Below are 16,903 nucleotides of genomic sequence, written 5' to 3' on the forward strand. Positions count from 1 at the left end.
CGTAGCTGACACTGTCGTTGACCATGGCAGATCAAAACCGAGCAGAGAGCATGCTTCGCTCTCACGTGACCTCCGTCAAGGAGGACCTGATGACTGGCGTATCGTTCATGATCCCCTTCGTGACCATCGGCGGCATCTTCCTCGCCGTCGCGTACGCAGTGGGGGACACACAGACAGTGTTCGACAACACCGGGTCGGCAGGCTGGTTCCTCGCTCAGGTCGGCAGTGCCGGGCTGACGATTATGGTTCCGATCCTGGGCGGATACATCGCGTACGCCATCGCCGACCGTCCGGGGCTCGCGCCGGGGTTCCTGCTGTCGTACATCTTGCAGCAGGGCAATGTCGTCGCTGAAGCGGCGACGGTGATCGGTATGTCCGGCGGTGAGGCTGGCGCTGGCTATCTCGGCGCAATCGTGGCTGGGCTGCTTGCGGGGTACGTCGCGCGCTTCTTCAAGGGTCTCGACGTGCCGGAGTTCATCCAGCCGATGATGCCGGTGTTGCTCATCCCCGTCGCGACGATGGCCGTCCTGACGCCCATCATGCTGTTCGTGCTGGGCGTCCCCGTCGCACTCGCTAACGAGGGCCTGACTTCCTTCCTGCAGTCGATGCAGGGCGGTCAGGCTATCGTTGTCGGCCTCATCCTCGGCGGGATGATGGCCTTCGACATGGGCGGTCCGGTCAACAAGGTCGCCTACGTGTTCGCGACCGGGCTGATCACGGAGGAGATCTACGCGCCCATGGCCGCGGTGATGATCGGCGGCATGATTCCGCCGATCGGCCTCGCGCTCTCGAACTTCATCGCCCCCCACAAGTACGCGGCAGAGATGTACGAGAACGGGAAAAGCGGTATCGTGCTCGGCCTGTCGTTCATCACAGAGGGCGCGATTCCGTACGCAGCCGCGGACCCGCTGCGGGTCATCCCAGCTATCGTGGCCGGCAGCGCCGTCGGCGGTGCGACCTCGATGGCGCTTGGCGTCACGATGCCCGCCCCCCACGGTGGCATCTTCGTGGTCCCGCTGTCGAACCAGCCGCTTGGATTCCTGGGCAGCATCCTGCTTGGCTCGCTCGTGACTGCGGTCATCGCGACGGTTATCAAGCCGGACTTCGAAGACCGCGTCGACGCTGGCGCTGAGACGAGCAGTACACAGCCGACGGACGACTAACCACAGTTACAATGACAGACGCAATCTCAGAGGACGACATCGACGAACTGATTCCGGCGAACCACATCTCGCTGTCCGAGCCGCCTGCCGAGAAGGAAGCGTGTATCGAGTACCTGCTCGATCTGCTGGTCAAGGGCGACAGGGTCGAGGACCGAGAGAAAGCACTCGAAGCGCTGCTTGAGCGTGAATCGGAAACCACGACCGGCGTCGGCATGGGAATCGGCATTCCTCATGCGAAGACTGACGCTGTGAGCCGCCCGTCGCTTGCGTTCGTGCGCTCCGAGGAAGGTGTCGACTTCGGCTCGATGGACGGCGAGCCCGCGACGCTCATCTTCATGATTCTCGTCCCGGAAGCCGGCGGCGAGGAGCATCTCAACATCCTCAGTTCCCTCTCGCGGGCTCTGATGCACGACGATGTCCGGGATCGGCTTCACCAGGCGGAGGACGAATCGACCGTTCAGGACGCGCTCCGGGAGGCCATCGCATGACGGTCGAACGCACTGTGACGATTGTCCCGGAAGCGGGTCTGCACGCCCGCCCTGCGTCGGCGTTCGTCCAGGCCGTCAACGACCACGACGCCGAGGTGTCGGCCGGGCATCCGGACGGCGATCTCGTCCAGGCGGCGAGTATGATCGCCGTCACCAGCCTCGGTGTCGGACAGGGCGACGACATCAAGCTGGTCGCCGACGGCCCGGACGCCGAGGCCGTCCTCGACGAACTAGAGCGAATACTAACAACCCCGGAGGAGGAACTAGACACTGACGATGGCTGAACGCACGCTCCACGGCACCGGCGCGACGCCGCGGTCAGGTGTCGGTTCGGTCGTCTGGTACGGACGGGACATCGCGCTCCCGGATCCGGACAACGTGGACATCGATCCCGAGACGGAAATCGAGCAGTTCGCCGACGCCGTCGACACCGCCCGCGCCGAACTCGAGTCCGAGCGCGAGGCGACCGCCGAACGTGTCGGGGAAGACGAAGCCGCGGTGTTCGACGCACACATCCAGTTTCTTGAAGACCCGACTATCGAGGACGCCGTCGAGACGATGATCGATGAGGGGCTGCCCGCGCCGAACGCCGTCGACGCCGCCTTCGGCGAACACATCGAGCAGTTCGAGGGGATGGACGGCCGAATGGCTGAACGCGCAGACGACCTCCGTGACGTGCGTGACCGCCTCCTCCGTCTGCTGACCGACGGCGAGCGGGTCGACCTCGGCGACCTTCCCGAGGGCAGTGTCGTCCTCGCCGAGCGCCTGACCCCCAGCGACACGGCACAACTCGACCCGGAACGTGTCGCCGGGTTCGCCACGGTCACCGGTGGCCGGACTTCCCACGCGGCGATTTTCGCCCGCTCGTTGGCCCTGCCGGCCGTTGTCGGCGTCGGCGACGCGCTCGAATCTGTTGAGGGCGGTACAGAGGTCGTGGTCGATGGCGACAACGGAACCCTGCTGGTCGGCCCCGACGAGGCCGAGCGGGCGGCCGCAGCGAGCGACTCGGGAACAGCCATCGTCGACGAATCCGTCGAGACCACGGATGGACGACACGTCGAGGTGGCGGCGAACATCGGTCAGCCGGCGGAACTGGAACCCGCAGCGGAGCGGGGAGCCGACGGTGTCGGTCTCTACCGGACGGAGTTCCTCTTTCTCGACCGTGAAACACCACCCTCGGAAGACGAGCAGTACGAGGCTGTCCGGGAGGCACTCGACACGTTCCCCGACGGGCGCGTCGTCGTCCGGACGCTGGATATCGGTGGCGACAAGCGCATCCCGTACCTCGATCTACCCGAGGAAGAAAACCCCTTCCTCGGGGAGCGAGGGATCCGGCGCTCGCTCGACCCCGATTCGGACCTGTTTGCCACCCAGCTCCGTGCGCTCCTGCGCGCTGGGGCGGATGGGGCCGGGGACCTCGCCATCATGTTCCCGCTGGTCGCCACCGTCGAGGAGCTCGACGCCGCACTCGATGCGCTGGATGCAGCGGTAGCCGACCTCGAAAGCCGCGAGGCCGAGGCCGCAGATCCCGAAGTCGGCGTGATGATAGAGACGCCAAGCGCTGCGTTCATGGCCGACGAGCTCGCCGCACGCGTTGACTTTCTCTCCATTGGGACGAACGACCTCACGCAGTACGTCATGGCCGCCGACCGCGAGAACGAGCGCGTCGGCGACCTGCACGACCCTACGCATCCGGGGGTCCTCCGCGCGATACACCGGACGGTCACGGCGGCACACGCTGAAGACGCCTGGGTCGGAATGTGTGGCGAGATGGCCGGCAACCCCGACCTGACGGAGTTGCTGGTCGGCCTCGGCCTGGACGAGCTCAGCATGAGCGCCGTGACGATTCCGGAAGTCAAGACGGCCATCACCGAAACCGAGTACAGTTCCGCGAGCGAGCGCGGGGACCGCGCCCGACTCGCCGCAACGCGCAGCGAAGTACACACGTCATTAGAACCATGAAACTCGTCGCAGTCACCTCCTGCCCGACTGGGATCGCACACAGTCAGATGGCAGCCGAGAACCTCGAACAGACAGCCGAAGAACTAGGCCACGACATCAAAGTGGAAGTCCAGGGCGCGATGGGCGCGGAGAACGAACTCACCGAAGCGGACATCAAATCAGCTGACGCCGCCATCATCGCTTCGGACACGTCGGTCAGCCAGGATCGGTTCACCGATATTCCGCTGATCAAAGGCACCGTCAAAGACGCCGTGAACGACGCCGAAGGGATGATCGAAGATGCCCTTGAGGCCGCCGATGGCGACGTGTCGGACACCGAGGATGCATCCGGTGGGAGCGATTCCACCGGTACCGGGTCTGACCAGCAACGTCGCCGCGGCGGCGACCGATCGAAGAGCCTCGTCGCCCGGCTCAAGCGCCTGTTCAGTTGAGACAGACGATTCTCTGTTAGGGCAGCAAAAGGGCGATCTAATTGCTATCCGCTGTGTTATCAGGCGTCTGTTCCCCGATCGAACCAACCTCATACGTCAGATCACCGTGGATCATCCCGATATTGCTCACGACCTGTCCGACTGTACTGATACTCGATTTCGATACGGTGGAGTCGAGATAATGTGTGGGAAGCAGTATACATCTCATAATCCGCATCGGGACCCTCTGATCTTGTAGTCCTGAATGGACTCGTTACCATGCCGGTATTGTTTTTCTAATACTGTCGGCTGTAACTATTTCAAGATCTTCGCCACCCGGGGTGGCGATAGCCTTCACAGACTTCCAGCCGACAGTATAAGTAGTCCAGAATGGACTCGGCGAACGGATATTCGACCAACAGGGTTGGGCGAGTACCACACGGTGTCCGATTTGCAGACACAGTCGATCAACTCGACCCCTTCATGGCCCTACAGTTCGTCAAACCCACCGACATCTTCCAACTTCGCTGGAAATCGCTACATTACAACCGACGACGGTGTCGGTAACCTGTCCATTATTGCCTTGATCGTATTGGCCTGACATTCCGCGTGTGTATGTGCCCGGTATCGCGGCCTGGGCCGGTAACAGCCTGCTGTAGTTTCAGTTACTGCTAGAACGATCGGCCAGCATACTCATAAAGAAGGATCCGAATATCGTTTGAATTCCCATGATGATCCCAGTCGAGGCGAGCAATGTCGCCATAGCGCTTGGTAGTGCTGGTTCACCAGCGATGAGCCACTGAATGAAGACACCGACGAGGTATATCATCCCAATTCCGGTTATGACAACGCCAATTGAGGCGGCAGTCTCTAGCTGGAACCGATCTCTCACAGTCCCGATAAGTGCGCTTTTGGGTTCTCTTATCGGGTCTGCGGCAATTGCGCTGAACAGTGCTAAGGTCCAAATCTGATAGCCTACAATCGACAACAGTGATCCACCGACCATTGTTTGAAGCCCAAAATTCACGCCACCCGCTGTGATCCCACTGAGTGAGAGAGCCATAACAATCACACCGAGTGAGACCAGTGCCACAGCCGGATACGAAAACAGATAATCCGGTGCATTCACTAGCATAAACCGAACGTGTCGCCAGCCGTCCCTGAAGCTATTTAACGTCTCCTCACCTTCCCGCTCGTGATAGATTATCGGAACTTCTGTAATCGTGAGATCGTTCGCTCCAGCCTTCATTACCATCTCACTTGCAAACTCCATTCCGGTTGTGGTTAACTCTAAAGTCTCTAACGCATCCTTTGTAAATACCCGGAAACCACTATGAGCATCGCTCACACCAGCGCCATAGAACGTGTTCAGGAACCGCGTCAGTAATGGATTCCCGACGTACTGGTGTAGTTTGGGCATCGAACCGTCCCTGATTTCCCCGTCTAATCGACTGCCCATACAGATGTCAGCATCACCGTTCTGGACAGGGGTAAGTAACCGCGGAAGCTGCTCAAAATCGTATGTCGTATCCGCATCACCCATCGCAATGTACTCGCCACGGGCCTGATTGAATGCATAGCGATACGCGTAGCCGTATCCCTCTCGATCAGGTGTAACTACGATTGCTCCACGTTCACGAGCTAATTCCGGCGTCGAGTCTGTCGAACTGTCGCTTATAATGATCTCCGTCGGAATGCAAAGCTCGTCAATAGCTGTTTTGATCCGGTCGATACATTCTACAATCCCTTCTTCTTCGTTGAGCGTTGGCATCACAACGCTTAGAACCGGCTCAACATCTTTGTCCGGTGTGACAAGGAACTCGTCCTGTGTCACTGAGGAAGAGTCCTGTTGCTTTGCTTGATCTCTTTTAATCGTCATCGATCTATCGATACCCGAGGTCTTCGAGTCTGGCTTCCACGTCGTGATCCAGTTGTGGTTCGCCGATTGATTCTGCACTCGACCCGATACGGTTGATCCGCTGTTCCGCAATCCACTTGATGTCGGCAATCGATTCTTCTTCAGTCTGTGTCAGAGACGACACCTCACGATTCGACTGTATCTCGGTGACACGCGTCTCATCACGGAGCTGGTCTATCTCGTAGAGCCAGTCCTGTGAACGAACGCCCACAATCGGATCCCCACGGACTTCGTGTTCGGCAATTACGTGTTCCCGAGGTTCTGACGCGAGTGACTGCCCTTCGTACTCACTGGGTACTGCTACTCCGGTCGCTTCGTGGAACAGTGGCGGGAGATCAAGGAGACTCACTAGTTCGCTCGACGCGCTTTCGGTTGCGGCGGGGCCGTTCACGACTACGAGCGGGACCTGCACCAGTTCGTCGTACATCCGCTCCGGCTTTCCGTACTTCCCGTATTCACCGAACAACTCGCCGTGGTCGGACGTGAGTACCACGAGCGTGTTCTCGAACTTCCCAGCAGATTTGAGTGTCTGGACAAGCCGGTCAATCTGGCTGTCGACGTAGACGATAGCCGCTCTGTACAGCGCACGCATCTCCTCAATTTGTTCATCCGTGAGAGTTGTGGAGTCGTCAAGCAACATCGAGTACAGATCTGAGACCGTTTCCACGTCGATGTGCTCTACGCCGAACCGTTCCCTGTATTCCGCCGGCGGGTAACAGGGATGGTGAACGTCCATATAGTGAGCCCAACAAAAGAACGGACTGTCTGCGTCTTCGAGCCAGGCAACGGCATCATCCGTTATAACGTCGGCACCGACGTATGGTCGCGCTTTCCCACTGACACGCCGGTACGCAGATTTCAGTAATCCGGTCAGATTGATCGCGTCGTCGATCCGCTCGAGTTTCGGGTTGTTTATTTCGATACCGCGGGGGAATATCTTCGTTGCGACCCCCATCATCGGGTTCTGGTAATCTTTGAACTCGTCGAACCCGACATCGTAATTAAAATGTGTCGACAGGAAGGGGTTACTGTGGAACCCGGCCGTTGTGAACCCGCGCTCACGGAGCTCCATTGCGACACGTGGCCTATCGTCGGTCAGTGGACCGAGTCCGTCATACGACAACGGCAGTGTCCCGGACAACATCCCCGGAAACGACGGCGTCGTCCCCGGGCCAGTTGCGAACGCCTGGTCGAAACTCACTCCAGCCCGTTCCAGTTTCGGACCCGAAGTGAGTGACGGCTGCATCTGTTTCCAAGTGTCGTAGCGGAGCGAGTCGTACGTGATGAGGAGGACGTTATCGACGGTGTCTGCTGTCATTAGTTGGCCTCCATCTGGATTTGTTCCGTCCCCGAGAGCATCTGATAGTATTCGTCGATAGCGATGTCTTTGACAAAATTCGCCTCGAAAGCCTGTCTGGCGTTTTGCCCCTGTTTCTCAACGAGGTCGGGGTTCTGTTGCCAGCGTTCGAGAGCGGTTGCAGCGTCCTCTACGGCCCCCTGTTTGACGTTGACGCCCGCGTCGAACCGCTCGATGAGTTGTGCCTCGTCGTCGTTCGGCTGGGAAATCACGAACACTGGCTGCCCGGCAGCCATCGCTGTGTAGAGCTTGCTTGATACGACGATCCCTTCGAACCCTTCTTTCACCGCTACAACCGAAACGTCGGCGGCAGTGAGGCTGTAAGGCAGGTCTTCCCAAGGCTGATACGGGAGGAAACGGACAGTATCGCCCCGGACGCCCAGTTCTTCCGCGAGATCGATTATTCGTTCTTTGTTATCTCCTTCACCGATGATGAGGAACTGAATATCAGCGTCGTCAAGTTCTGCAGCTGCTTTGACCAGCGTCTCCAGGTCGTGGAACGTCGCGATATTGCCTGAATAGAGGACCGTGAACGTATCCTCTAACCCGTGTTCTTTACTGAACCAGTTGTCTGACTTCGCCATTGGAGTGATAAACTCCTCGTCTTCCCAGTTGTGTATGATTTTGACCTTGTCAGTGTCGAACGATTGACCCCCTTTCGCACTGATACGCGATTTCATCACCGGACCGAGCGCAACGACGTGCTTTGCGTCTTGGAACGCTTTCCGATCGAACATTTCCCATAGCTGATGGACGACACCACTTTTTTGCAGATAGCCCAGCTCAACCGGCTCGTCCGGATACAAGTCGTAGGCGATATAGGTGTACTCCCAGCCTCTAACGGTGCAGACGAACCACATCGCGGCGGACATGAACGGCGGACAAGTGACGAAAATCAGTTCTCGCTCACGGTCGACTCGTTCAAAGAGTAACAGGGCCGTCATCCAGGTGGTAAACAGCGCCCAGTTCATGAGTCGACGCACTATCGACGACTGCCGGACCTGCGGGGCTCTGATACGACGGACCGGGACGCCTTCGTGCGTCGAATGGGTCGGCTGTCGTTCGTTCGCTCCGCTGTGGTAGTTCGGCTGACCGGTGTACACCGACAGATCCAGACCGCGTTCGTGGAGGCCCACGGCAAGGTCTGTCATCAGTTGGCCAGTCGACGCGGTGTCCGGATGAAAGTACTCAGTGACCAGCAGGTACTCTTTGTGATCCCCAGACATTATCTCTCGTGAAGGAGAGTCTCTAGGTTTTCCCGTACGTATTCCCGGTCTCGATTCGTTGTGTACCAGTCGAGAGTGTTCTTTAGTCCCGCTTCGAGCGTATACTCGGGCTCCCAGTCGAGGAGAGTTTCAGCACGCGTCGTGTCCGCAGCTCGGTGACGAACGCCGACGGGCTTGTCCGTCATGTACTCTCTTTCACTTGGTTCCCAGTCAAGGTGGGTGAAGATTGCATCAACGACCTCGTTGATCGAGACGTAGCGACTGATACCCGCATTGACCGGCGTCGCATCTGTAATGTTCTCGGCGGCTAGACGGAGTGCCCGCGTGATGTCTTTCACGTACGTGAAATTACGTGTCTGTTCCCCGTCCCCCCAAATTCGGAACGGGTCTTGTCTGGCGTACGCTTTCGCCATGAGCGCGACTATCGCGTGTGTCTCGTTTTCGCGCGGGCCATACGCGGTGAATATTCGCACGATACTCGCATCAATATCGTACTGTTCGTGATATGCCTGTAAAGAACGTTCACCCATGAGCTTGGCCCATCCATACACCTCGTCGGCGTACGCACCACCCCGTTCATCGAAACTCACCATGTCTTCCTGCAATCGCTTACGGTTCTGCTGGATATCGGTGGGGTACGTGCATGCGCTGGAGGCAAATGTTATTCGCTCAACGCCGTTCTCCGCTGCGGACCCGTAGACAATATTGTCAAGGGCCATATTGGTCGCGCAGTTGGCCGGATAGTTCGAGATGTACCCTCGGCCACCGTGATCTGCAGCGAGATGGAATACAGTATCGATGTCCTGTGTGGCCCTATCGGTGAATTCCGCGTTTTTCAGGTTTCCTTCGACCACTTCAATCTGGTCTCTGACTGCGTCGAGATTCTCCCTTTCGCCACTCGAAAAGTCGTCTGCCACGCGCACGGTCGCCCCCGCCTTGACGAGGTCTTCGACCAAATGGCTCCCGATAAACGACGCACCGCCAGTGACCAGTACGCGTTCCTTACTCCAATCGATCATAGCTTGCCTCGGTTTGTCGCGATCTCCGGCTGGCGGGCTCCCAGTTCCACTTCTGCCCATCTGTATACCCGTTGCAGTCCATCTTCGAGTTGTACCGTGGGCTCCCAGCCGAGTTCTGATTCCATTTTTGTCATATCGCAGGCGTATTTGTCGGTCCCTGTCGGTTTCGAGCGGTCGTACTCCAGCGAGAGGTCCTTCCCGCTGATCTCGATAATCATTTCCGCGAGCTCTTTGATGGTCACAACTTCAGTAGAGTTCCCGAGATTAATCGGTTCCCCGTCGGCCTTTTTTGTAAACGTTTCAAGCATCCCGTCAACCAGATCAGTTACGTAAATGAATCCTCGCTGCTGTGAGCCGTCTCCGAAGAGCTCGATCTTATCGCCATCTGAGGCTTCGATAACTTTTCGGCAGAGTGACGGTATCACGTGACTGCTTTCGGGATCCAAGCTCTCTCGGGGACCATAGCAATTGAATATCCTAACACTGCTGGTCGCGATATCTGTATCAGTTTGGTATGCTTCACAGGCAATCTCCCCCAGTAGTTTTGCCCACCCATAGGTGCTATGTGGATCCGCGGGAATCGCCTGATCCTCGGAGAATAGATTCAGGTCGTCGTGCTGTTGCCTGTACACACAGGCACTTGAGGCAAACAGAAACCGATCAACATCGTTGATTCGTGCCGCCTCAAGCATAAACTGGTTCATCAGAACACTGGGCGTAAGCCCCCCTACGTTCTCATTCTTGATGTAGTGGATGCCACCCACGCTCGCGGCCAGGTGGAACACGTAGTCGATCCCCTCCGTTGCTTCGATACATCCTTTTTGAGTCGTTAGATCGACGGGGAGTACTTCGATGCTATCACGAACTGACTCTAGCTTCGATAGATCTCCGCGTGAAAAATTATCAGCGACCCGGACATCGGCACCAAGCGAAACCAATCGTTCGGTGAGGAAGGATCCGATAAACCCGGCTCCACCCGTCACGAGGATGTTACCATCTGATAGGTTGACACACATGGCTTGAGTCAGTGGAAATTCTGTGAGTACATTGTTATGTGACGTTTACTACAACTATTGACCAGGCAAGATACTACTACAGTTGAATAGCGTTCAACTAACCCGATTTTTTAGAGCCAGAAATGACTACACTAATAGTACGTTGGCAAATAGATCTGCGTACTTATTTAAAAATAACAATACTGGGCATTATAATTCGTCTTTAGCTGCTTCCACCACATGGTTCTATTCTTTCCATAGAGCGATCAATCTACCACTAAGCTACAACGGTCTGCTCGTGGATCTGAGTTAGCCACGTTCAATCTGGGCACAACGGGTGCATCGACAAGATGCGTCGCGTCTCGACCGTATCCCGTTAACTCCTGTTTTCTGGTGGTACTGAGGTGTACCATTAGTGTCGGCTGATGTGGATTCACTCCGAAAAATCAGCGGTACCCAAGCATTTCGAGTTGCTCTTCGACTTGCTGTTCAAGGTTATCGTCGACAGTATCCGGTTCCAGACGAATCGTGTACTCGTTGCGACCCTGACCGGATGTTTCAACCCATGGAACTCTCCGAAGCGGTGGGATGGGTAGCATCGGGTGTGCGTAAACACCGAACTCGCCAAACGCTTCTCCGTGGTCGGAGGTAATAACAATCTTCTCTGCGTCGATGTCTTCGATCAACGTTTCGACGCTCTCTAATCCGAACGCAAGTTCCTCCAAATAGCTATCCCAAACTCGTTCTCTGGCGGTCCCGTTTTTTAATGCACTCCACGGGTCTTCTTCTATCTCGTTCAGTGGTCGGTTTTCCGCGAGGGCTCGTGCACCGTAGGGGATGTGCGGTGGGAGATAGTGTACGATCATCTGATCGGCAGCTGTCTCCCGCCAGGTCGCTATCGCACGGTCTGTCACGGCATACGGCATTACGGTACCGCTGAACGGATTCGTTGGACCGTATCGCCACACTTCGTCGAATTCGCAAAAATCGCTCGGTTCAACAGTATCCCAGCGAGTAAGCCGTTCCAAGAACTCGGGCCAGTTCGGTTCAGCCTCGTGACCTAGCCCCCATCTGCTTGTCGGATTAGCAGTTACCAGTGCCGTTTTCCTGATCTGGTCGATGTTCTCGTTGGTAAACGTGTGCGGAACCCACTCACGCGTTGCACTCCCCCGGGACCAAATCGACGTTCCGGAGTCAAGAAACGAATACTCCGAGGCGATCTGATCCATTGCGTCAGCTCTGCATGTATCTAAAATAACGAGAACGTCCCACTCTCGGTCGAATATATCAACACCGTGGGGGATCCACGACGATGAGACTTTCAACAACGCGTCCGCTAGCTGTGTTACCTGTGACCCCCCTGGAATACGATTGCGAACGGCATTCTGAACGAATCGGGAGCTAGGCATTACCACTTCATTTATATTCTTTGTTCAAAATGTTTTTCACTAGATTGGTTGCCGCACCTCAGCCTTCTAAAACGAGTTGCGGTTATTCAAGCTGTTCCAGACGTTCGTTCAGTGTCTTGATATCCTCTTCAATACTGGCGAAGTTCTCGTTAAGCGGGATATGCCAATCTAGAGACCCCTGTGCTGGCAGGGTATAATTGCCGAGGTTCGTCGGTTGTGAACTGTCATCGGAGTTGGATCCGTCGTCAGTAGGTGTCTCAGTGCTGGTCTCGTTTTCACTCCCGATATCGACGAGAACCTCGTTCTGCCAGGCATTTCCGGAGTCGATCAGATTCGTCTCGCTTTCCGGCCAGAGACGGTGGCTACCGCCACCAGCCGATTCTGCGTTCCAGTACCCCTGGAACTCAACGTTATTGTTACGCATATAATCGAACATCCGGTGGATGAATTCGGGGTTATCCCCGCCGGATGGGTTGTAGTAGGCATCGTTTCCGACACCCCACTCACGGAATCCCAGCGTCGTGTTCCTCGCTGTGGCGAAATCGTTCCACATGTCCAACAGTGGCTTGTGTTTGTTCTGCCAGATCTCGTCTCGGAGTTTTTCTAGTTCCGATTGGCTGATCGAAGACAGGTCATCGGGATATGTTTGTCCGGCATCGTAGAACGATGGCATCACGACTGGCGGCGATTCGCCGCTTGGCCAGTACTCGGATTGAACCGGCCATGCTTCAGGTGCGACGCCGAGTCTGTTGCGTGCTGGCGCATAACAGAACGTGAAATTCGCTCCGTCGACAGACTGCATTTCCCGGACACATCGAGCGTAGCCGTCCCGGTAATTTTCGGGTTCATCCATCGCCGATTTCGACCCCCAGTCCAGATTGAACTCGTGGTTCGGCGCGATGAGTGAATCGCCCATCCCGAGATCGACCAGACTGCGAGCGAACTTCCGGTATTTTCCATCAAAGTCCCCGCGTGCGGGCGGGGCGTAATTACCGCGGTTTTCGCCTGCGAACTCGTATGCGATGATCATTTGACGGTCGGTCTGACCGAACGTCCGCTGGAGTGATTTGGCCTTCGTGTCCGTACCCGCACCGGGTTCCCACGTAATTCCGACGAAATCGTGGAACCCTTCAGTGAAGGTCGTCGTGATAAGATCGATCTTCTCGCCGTCCAACCACTCCTTTTCGAACTGCTTCACTCGGCTTTCGGAGAGAATGTATGCTCCGTGTTTCATCGCTTTTCACCCGTTCGCGTACGTTCGGAAACCGCTAGGTTTGTTGCTGGCGCGGATCGGTTTTTGGCATTTCTCTGCATGTACACAGTGCTCTATGATATCCTTAATTAAGCGTAGTTATACCTTACCGAGATTCTCATGCAAAGTGGAGCCTCGTTACAAACGGATGTGCTACATTTACTTACGATGTACCGTGTTAAATGAGAGTTTACTGACTCCATCTCCTTCGATAGGGCCACCCTACTGAGAGGTACGGCCTACTATCGTGGTCAAGTGAGTGCTACCCCTCTTTCGCTACTGGGATTCGATATCGACCCAAATATGAACTTCTCGATATGCGTTATCCGTAGACGGATACGACGGTGGTTGCTCGGTGTACAGAAGATACGTCAGTCGATGGTTTGGTCCAGCAGTAGGCGGGGTAACTGAGACGTTTAGCTCCGCAGTTTCGTTGTTTTCGACAGTCCGCTTAATTGTCTGTAGTTCGACCTCTTCGACAAGCGTTTCTGAACCGTCAACCGTTTCGAACTGTTGGAGAAGTATGACAACGGTGTAGTCAACTGACTCTCCCTCTTGATTATCAATCCCGAGGACAAAAGGCTCGGAACTATCACGAGTCATCGTGCTGGGGTAGTCTGTCGTCACGAATTCCCCATCTTCGTTCTCTGAGAGGAGATAAAACTCGGTAAGATTGGCTTCGTTGGTCCCGTTGAAGCCAGCGCCAACTGAGACAACAGCGATGATAACTGTAACTACGACTGCAAGATTGATAACCAGCACGTGAGCCGGTTGCTCGGTAGAGAGTTTCGAACGGCTTCGGCGAATCATCGCCAAGAGCGGTGGGTAGAACCGATCTTCGGGCGGAACTGCGATCCGACGGAACGCTGCAATTGGTAGACAGACAACTGTAAGAAGTGCGAGTGTACTGTATAGCCGTGCCGAAGTGATACCTATGGAGGTAAATCCGAGTGCAAGCCCCCCCAGAATCGAAAGTGAAACACTAACCCCGAACGAAAAAACGACGTATTCGAGTAGCGTCTCGCTCAGGTCCGTCGTCTGGTCCCCAGTCCCGCGTCGTCTGCCCCGAGGGAGCAGTGACACAGTGAAGACGTATCCTGGGACAAAGAGGAGAAAGCCCAGCGCGAGTGCTGGGCGTAGTAGAGTCTGGTTCAGCGGCTGAACCAACACGAACACTCCAGTCAGAGCGGTGAGAACGGTGATAACAACGAGGTCAGCGAGGACGACCGATAGCCGGTCTTCCTGTTCGGCTGATTCTAACATGCATTGTCATTTATTCTCCTGTTGAATAATAGTATACTCTCCGTTCGCACCCGCTGATTTATGGGTAACATTCTCTGTGGGACGCCACATCTGTCTAGAGGGTGGCTTATGACTGGGAAACAGGACCTTTCTTAACACGCCGGGGAACATGTCGTTTCACATGCTTTTAGGCCATGTCCCCGGCAAGGTGACCGTGGCAAACACCTACGCCGAAAAATGGGTCTATCTCGCCACTGATCGGCGGGATAGAACTCACGGAGGGGATCGGACACGCCCCGTACATATATATTGAAATCAATTACTTTCGAGTGGATTTGTAATAAATGTACAACCTAGGTGATGTCTCCGAAACGGTCCAACAGTTTGTCCGAGACGTTGGCGCGTATTCGATAGCAGGCATTGCCCCGGCCATTTTTAGCGTTATTGCACTAACGGTTTTCACACGTCTGTTTTCACCGTCGGCGTTCGGCCGCTACTCGATTGCGATCTCGGTTGGCGGAATTGGGAGTACACTCCTGTTCGGCTGGCTCAATAAATCGATAATCAGATTCGGTTCGAAAGTGGACGAGAGAGAACTGATTGGGACTGCTTTCGCTGTTGTCATCGGTATTAGTCTCTGTCTTGTCGCAGTCGCAGGCGGCGTGTATGCACTTATCGGTAACACGCTCGGTCCGTATCAACCGTTTTACGCCGCTGCTCTGGCGTTTCTCCTGATGCAAGGGGCATTCCAGCCAATAATCGCGCTGTTCAGGGCCACGCTGAACTCGAAGCTCGTGACGGTGTTTATGTGTATCAAGGCCGTTTCGATGCTTGCGTTTTCAGTTTTTATCGTTCTATTCGTGTATAATCACATTTCGGGCTGGATTTGGGGAAATGTGATCGCTATTGCCATTAGTATTCTCACTGTCGCCGCGCTGTCGGATCTCCTTCGAACCGTCCCACAGATCAACCGCGACATGCTCGTCCGTATGGCGGGGTACGGACTACCGTTGATCGGGTGGATAATGGGTGACCCACTGTTGAACCAGGCAGATCGCTTTCTGATCGAGTTCCTTCGTGGGAGTGCTACGGTTGGCATCTATACCTCGAACTATAGCCTGGCCGACCGTGGGTTACGACTGGCGATGATCCCGCTACTAGACGCGATTCAACCAATCGTAATTGATCGATGGAACGGAGACAACCAGGAACGGATCGAAGAGCTGCTCAACCAGTTCACCAAGTACTTCCTCGTCCTCGCAGTTCCCGCACTGGTCCTCCTAGGCGCATTCAGCAGACCACTGAGTACACTTTTGCTTGGAAAAGCATATCACGAAGGATACGTCGTCATCCCGATAGTTGGCGCTGGAGTATTCATGTGGTCGCTTGGAAACCTCGGGCAAATCGGCCTGGAAATCAGAGAACGAACGGCGCTGATGTCGCGTGGGCTCATCGCTGCAGTTGTGTTCAATATCCTCGTCAACATCCCACTGATCATGAGCTTCGGATACGTGGGAGCAGCATTCGGAACACTGCTCAGCTATTCGGCGTACGCCGCGTTCGTCTTCTGGTACTCTCGGGATCGGATAGTTTGGCACCTACCAACGGAGACCATCGGCAATGTCTTATTGGCTGGCACTGCTATGGCAGCGCTTCCGGCACTGCTGTACGTGTCTGATTGGTACACACACGGGCTGGTAGTAGTGGCAGGGGTCGTGTCGACCGTCGTTTACGTCGCTATTCTCTATGTGTCGGGAGAAATAACAGACGAGAATATCACACGGATTCGAGAATTGACCTAATACGCTCCAGGCCCGGTGCTCCATCGCGATACCATTTCAACCCAGCTACAACCGCCACGCAGACCTCTAAGATCCGTATCCAGAACCGGAGGTCCTCACCCTTCGGGAGTGTGCGAGCGGTCCATGCAGGCTTTTTTCGTATGACTGGCTCTACATACGCAATATTGGAAACCGCATTGACGATACCATCAGCAGGTAGGGTAACCGGCCACACGAGAAACGATATCTCGAGCAGATCCCGCGCAACTGTCCCCTGTAGAACGAACAGCGAGGCATCAGCGAAGGGTTGTACGGCCCAGCTTAGACCGAAAGCAATAACCGTCCTCCGAATTCCAGCATCGTTTCGACTGACAAACAGTAAACACAAAAAAGCCGGTAGCACAACTAGCATCGAGTGAGCAACGGTCCGACCGCTAACGAACGGTTCCCCAAGCAGTACCAACGGCTTATCGATGAGATCTGCAAACTGGGAACCGATCAGGATGGCACCGAGTTCACGCTGGCCAGGTGCACGACGGAGGGCTCCGGTAGTGTACGCTGATACGGTGAGGTACCCAAGCGCGAGATGTGCGTGCGGGAGCATTTCTCACTGATGGGAATTCGCCAGAGATATCCATCAATGATGGGGATGGTGTCATGCTCATGCAACTGGCTGAGAAT

Annotated in this window: 15 protein-coding genes; 6 read left to right on the forward strand and 9 right to left on the reverse strand. The window is 55.7% G+C overall.

The genetic code is table 11. The features are described from left to right. The first annotated feature begins 23 nt into the window (after nucleotides 1-23). Genes Harman_RS15675 through Harman_RS15695 form a run of 5 tightly spaced genes read left to right on the forward strand, consistent with a single transcriptional unit; the run spans nucleotide 24 to nucleotide 4,044 of the window. Nucleotides 24-1,163: a PTS fructose transporter subunit IIC gene (locus tag Harman_RS15675; RefSeq protein ID WP_137684717.1), complete on the forward strand. Its 1,140-nt coding sequence runs from the start codon at nucleotides 24-26 to the stop codon at nucleotides 1,161-1,163. A gap of 11 nt (nucleotides 1,164-1,174) precedes the next feature. Next, a complete protein-coding gene (locus tag Harman_RS15680) occupies nucleotides 1,175-1,651 on the forward strand; it encodes a PTS sugar transporter subunit IIA (protein WP_137684718.1) in 477 nt (158 codons plus the stop codon). Then, a complete protein-coding gene (locus tag Harman_RS15685; RefSeq protein WP_137684719.1) occupies nucleotides 1,648-1,935 on the forward strand; it encodes an HPr family phosphocarrier protein in 288 nt (95 codons plus the stop codon). Before Harman_RS15680 ends, Harman_RS15685 begins: the two co-directional genes overlap by 4 nt. Continuing rightward, a complete protein-coding gene (ptsP, locus tag Harman_RS15690) occupies nucleotides 1,928-3,613 on the forward strand; it encodes a phosphoenolpyruvate--protein phosphotransferase (RefSeq protein ID WP_137684720.1) in 1,686 nt (561 codons plus the stop codon). Before Harman_RS15685 ends, ptsP begins: the two co-directional genes overlap by 8 nt. Continuing rightward, a complete protein-coding gene (locus Harman_RS15695; protein WP_137684721.1) occupies nucleotides 3,610-4,044 on the forward strand; it encodes a PTS fructose transporter subunit IIB in 435 nt (144 codons plus the stop codon). The genes ptsP and Harman_RS15695 overlap by 4 nt, the downstream gene beginning before the upstream one ends. 640 nt (nucleotides 4,045-4,684) lie before the next feature. On the opposite strand, the gene Harman_RS15700 is transcribed toward Harman_RS15695, so the two are convergent. The 8 genes from Harman_RS15700 to Harman_RS15735 all read right to left on the reverse strand — a co-directional run bounded on the left by Harman_RS15700 (nucleotide 4,685) and on the right by Harman_RS15735 (nucleotide 14,462). After that, on the reverse strand, nucleotides 4,685-5,902 hold the full coding sequence (locus Harman_RS15700; RefSeq protein ID WP_137684722.1) for a glycosyltransferase family 2 protein: 1,218 nt from the start codon (nucleotides 5,900-5,902) through the stop codon (nucleotides 4,685-4,687). Nucleotides 5,903-5,906: 4 nt separating this feature from the next. Next, nucleotides 5,907-7,259 (reverse strand): sulfatase, encoded by a 1,353-nt coding sequence (locus tag Harman_RS15705; RefSeq protein ID WP_137684723.1) that lies wholly within the window; start codon nucleotides 7,257-7,259, stop codon nucleotides 5,907-5,909. Then, entirely contained in the window at nucleotides 7,259-8,524 is a 1,266-nt protein-coding gene (locus tag Harman_RS15710) for a glycosyltransferase family 4 protein (RefSeq protein ID WP_137684724.1), read from the reverse strand. The genes Harman_RS15705 and Harman_RS15710 overlap by 1 nt, the downstream gene beginning before the upstream one ends. Continuing rightward, nucleotides 8,524-9,543 (reverse strand): NAD-dependent epimerase/dehydratase family protein, encoded by a 1,020-nt coding sequence (locus tag Harman_RS15715; protein ID WP_137684725.1) that lies wholly within the window; start codon nucleotides 9,541-9,543, stop codon nucleotides 8,524-8,526. Before Harman_RS15715 ends, Harman_RS15710 begins: the two co-directional genes overlap by 1 nt. Beyond that, nucleotides 9,540-10,559 (reverse strand): NAD-dependent epimerase/dehydratase family protein, encoded by a 1,020-nt coding sequence (locus Harman_RS15720; RefSeq protein WP_200830918.1) that lies wholly within the window; start codon nucleotides 10,557-10,559, stop codon nucleotides 9,540-9,542. Before Harman_RS15720 ends, Harman_RS15715 begins: the two co-directional genes overlap by 4 nt. Before the next feature lie 425 nt (nucleotides 10,560-10,984). After that, nucleotides 10,985-11,767: a hypothetical protein gene (locus tag Harman_RS15725; protein WP_160140698.1), complete on the reverse strand. Its 783-nt coding sequence runs from the start codon at nucleotides 11,765-11,767 to the stop codon at nucleotides 10,985-10,987. 262 nt (nucleotides 11,768-12,029) lie between these two features. Further along, nucleotides 12,030-13,181, reverse strand: a complete 1,152-nt coding sequence (locus tag Harman_RS15730) for a hypothetical protein (RefSeq protein ID WP_137684727.1) — start codon at nucleotides 13,179-13,181, stop codon at nucleotides 12,030-12,032. 294 nt (nucleotides 13,182-13,475) lie between these two features. After that, a complete protein-coding gene (locus tag Harman_RS15735; protein ID WP_137684728.1) occupies nucleotides 13,476-14,462 on the reverse strand; it encodes a DUF1616 domain-containing protein in 987 nt (328 codons plus the stop codon). 323 nt (nucleotides 14,463-14,785) lie between these two features. Here Harman_RS15735 and Harman_RS15740 point away from each other — a divergent pair, with 323 nt between their 5' ends. Next, entirely contained in the window at nucleotides 14,786-16,243 is a 1,458-nt protein-coding gene (locus Harman_RS15740; protein ID WP_137684729.1) for an oligosaccharide flippase family protein, read from the forward strand. Here the strand turns inward: Harman_RS15740 and Harman_RS22150 are convergent. Beyond that, the gene (locus Harman_RS22150; RefSeq protein WP_394347825.1) at nucleotides 16,218-16,826 is read right to left on the reverse strand and encodes a metal-dependent hydrolase; all 609 of its coding nucleotides are present in this window, start codon (nucleotides 16,824-16,826) and stop codon (nucleotides 16,218-16,220) included. The genes Harman_RS15740 and Harman_RS22150 overlap by 26 nt on opposite strands. Nucleotides 16,827-16,903 lie beyond the last annotated feature (77 nt).

Source organism: Haloarcula mannanilytica (genome assembly GCF_005406125.1).
In the GTDB taxonomy this organism is placed as follows: domain Archaea; phylum Halobacteriota; class Halobacteria; order Halobacteriales; family Haloarculaceae; genus Haloarcula; species Haloarcula mannanilytica.

Bases quoted from the DNA above. Each gene is read 5' to 3' on its own strand.
- Harman_RS15675 (WP_137684717.1), top strand. From the start codon at position 24: ATGGCAGATCAAAACCGAGCAGAGAGCATGCTTCGCTCTCACGTGACC.
- Harman_RS15715 (WP_137684725.1), bottom strand. From the start codon at position 9,543: ATGATCGATTGGAGTAAGGAACGCGTACTGGTCACTGGCGGTGCGTCG.
- Harman_RS15700 (WP_137684722.1), bottom strand. From the start codon at position 5,902: ATGACGATTAAAAGAGATCAAGCAAAGCAACAGGACTCTTCCTCAGTG.
- Harman_RS15695 (WP_137684721.1), top strand. From the start codon at position 3,610: ATGAAACTCGTCGCAGTCACCTCCTGCCCGACTGGGATCGCACACAGT.
- Harman_RS15740 (WP_137684729.1), top strand. From the start codon at position 14,786: ATGTACAACCTAGGTGATGTCTCCGAAACGGTCCAACAGTTTGTCCGA.
- Harman_RS15685 (WP_137684719.1), top strand. From the start codon at position 1,648: ATGACGGTCGAACGCACTGTGACGATTGTCCCGGAAGCGGGTCTGCAC.
- ptsP (WP_137684720.1), top strand. From the start codon at position 1,928: ATGGCTGAACGCACGCTCCACGGCACCGGCGCGACGCCGCGGTCAGGT.
- Harman_RS15680 (WP_137684718.1), top strand. From the start codon at position 1,175: ATGACAGACGCAATCTCAGAGGACGACATCGACGAACTGATTCCGGCG.
- Harman_RS15705 (WP_137684723.1), bottom strand. From the start codon at position 7,259: ATGACAGCAGACACCGTCGATAACGTCCTCCTCATCACGTACGACTCG.
- Harman_RS15710 (WP_137684724.1), bottom strand. From the start codon at position 8,524: ATGTCTGGGGATCACAAAGAGTACCTGCTGGTCACTGAGTACTTTCAT.
- Harman_RS15725 (WP_160140698.1), bottom strand. From the start codon at position 11,767: ATGGATCAGATCGCCTCGGAGTATTCGTTTCTTGACTCCGGAACGTCG.
- Harman_RS15720 (WP_200830918.1), bottom strand. From the start codon at position 10,559: ATGTGTGTCAACCTATCAGATGGTAACATCCTCGTGACGGGTGGAGCC.
- Harman_RS15730 (WP_137684727.1), bottom strand. From the start codon at position 13,181: ATGAAACACGGAGCATACATTCTCTCCGAAAGCCGAGTGAAGCAGTTC.
- Harman_RS22150 (WP_394347825.1), bottom strand. From the start codon at position 16,826: ATGCTCCCGCACGCACATCTCGCGCTTGGGTACCTCACCGTATCAGCG.
- Harman_RS15735 (WP_137684728.1), bottom strand. From the start codon at position 14,462: ATGTTAGAATCAGCCGAACAGGAAGACCGGCTATCGGTCGTCCTCGCT.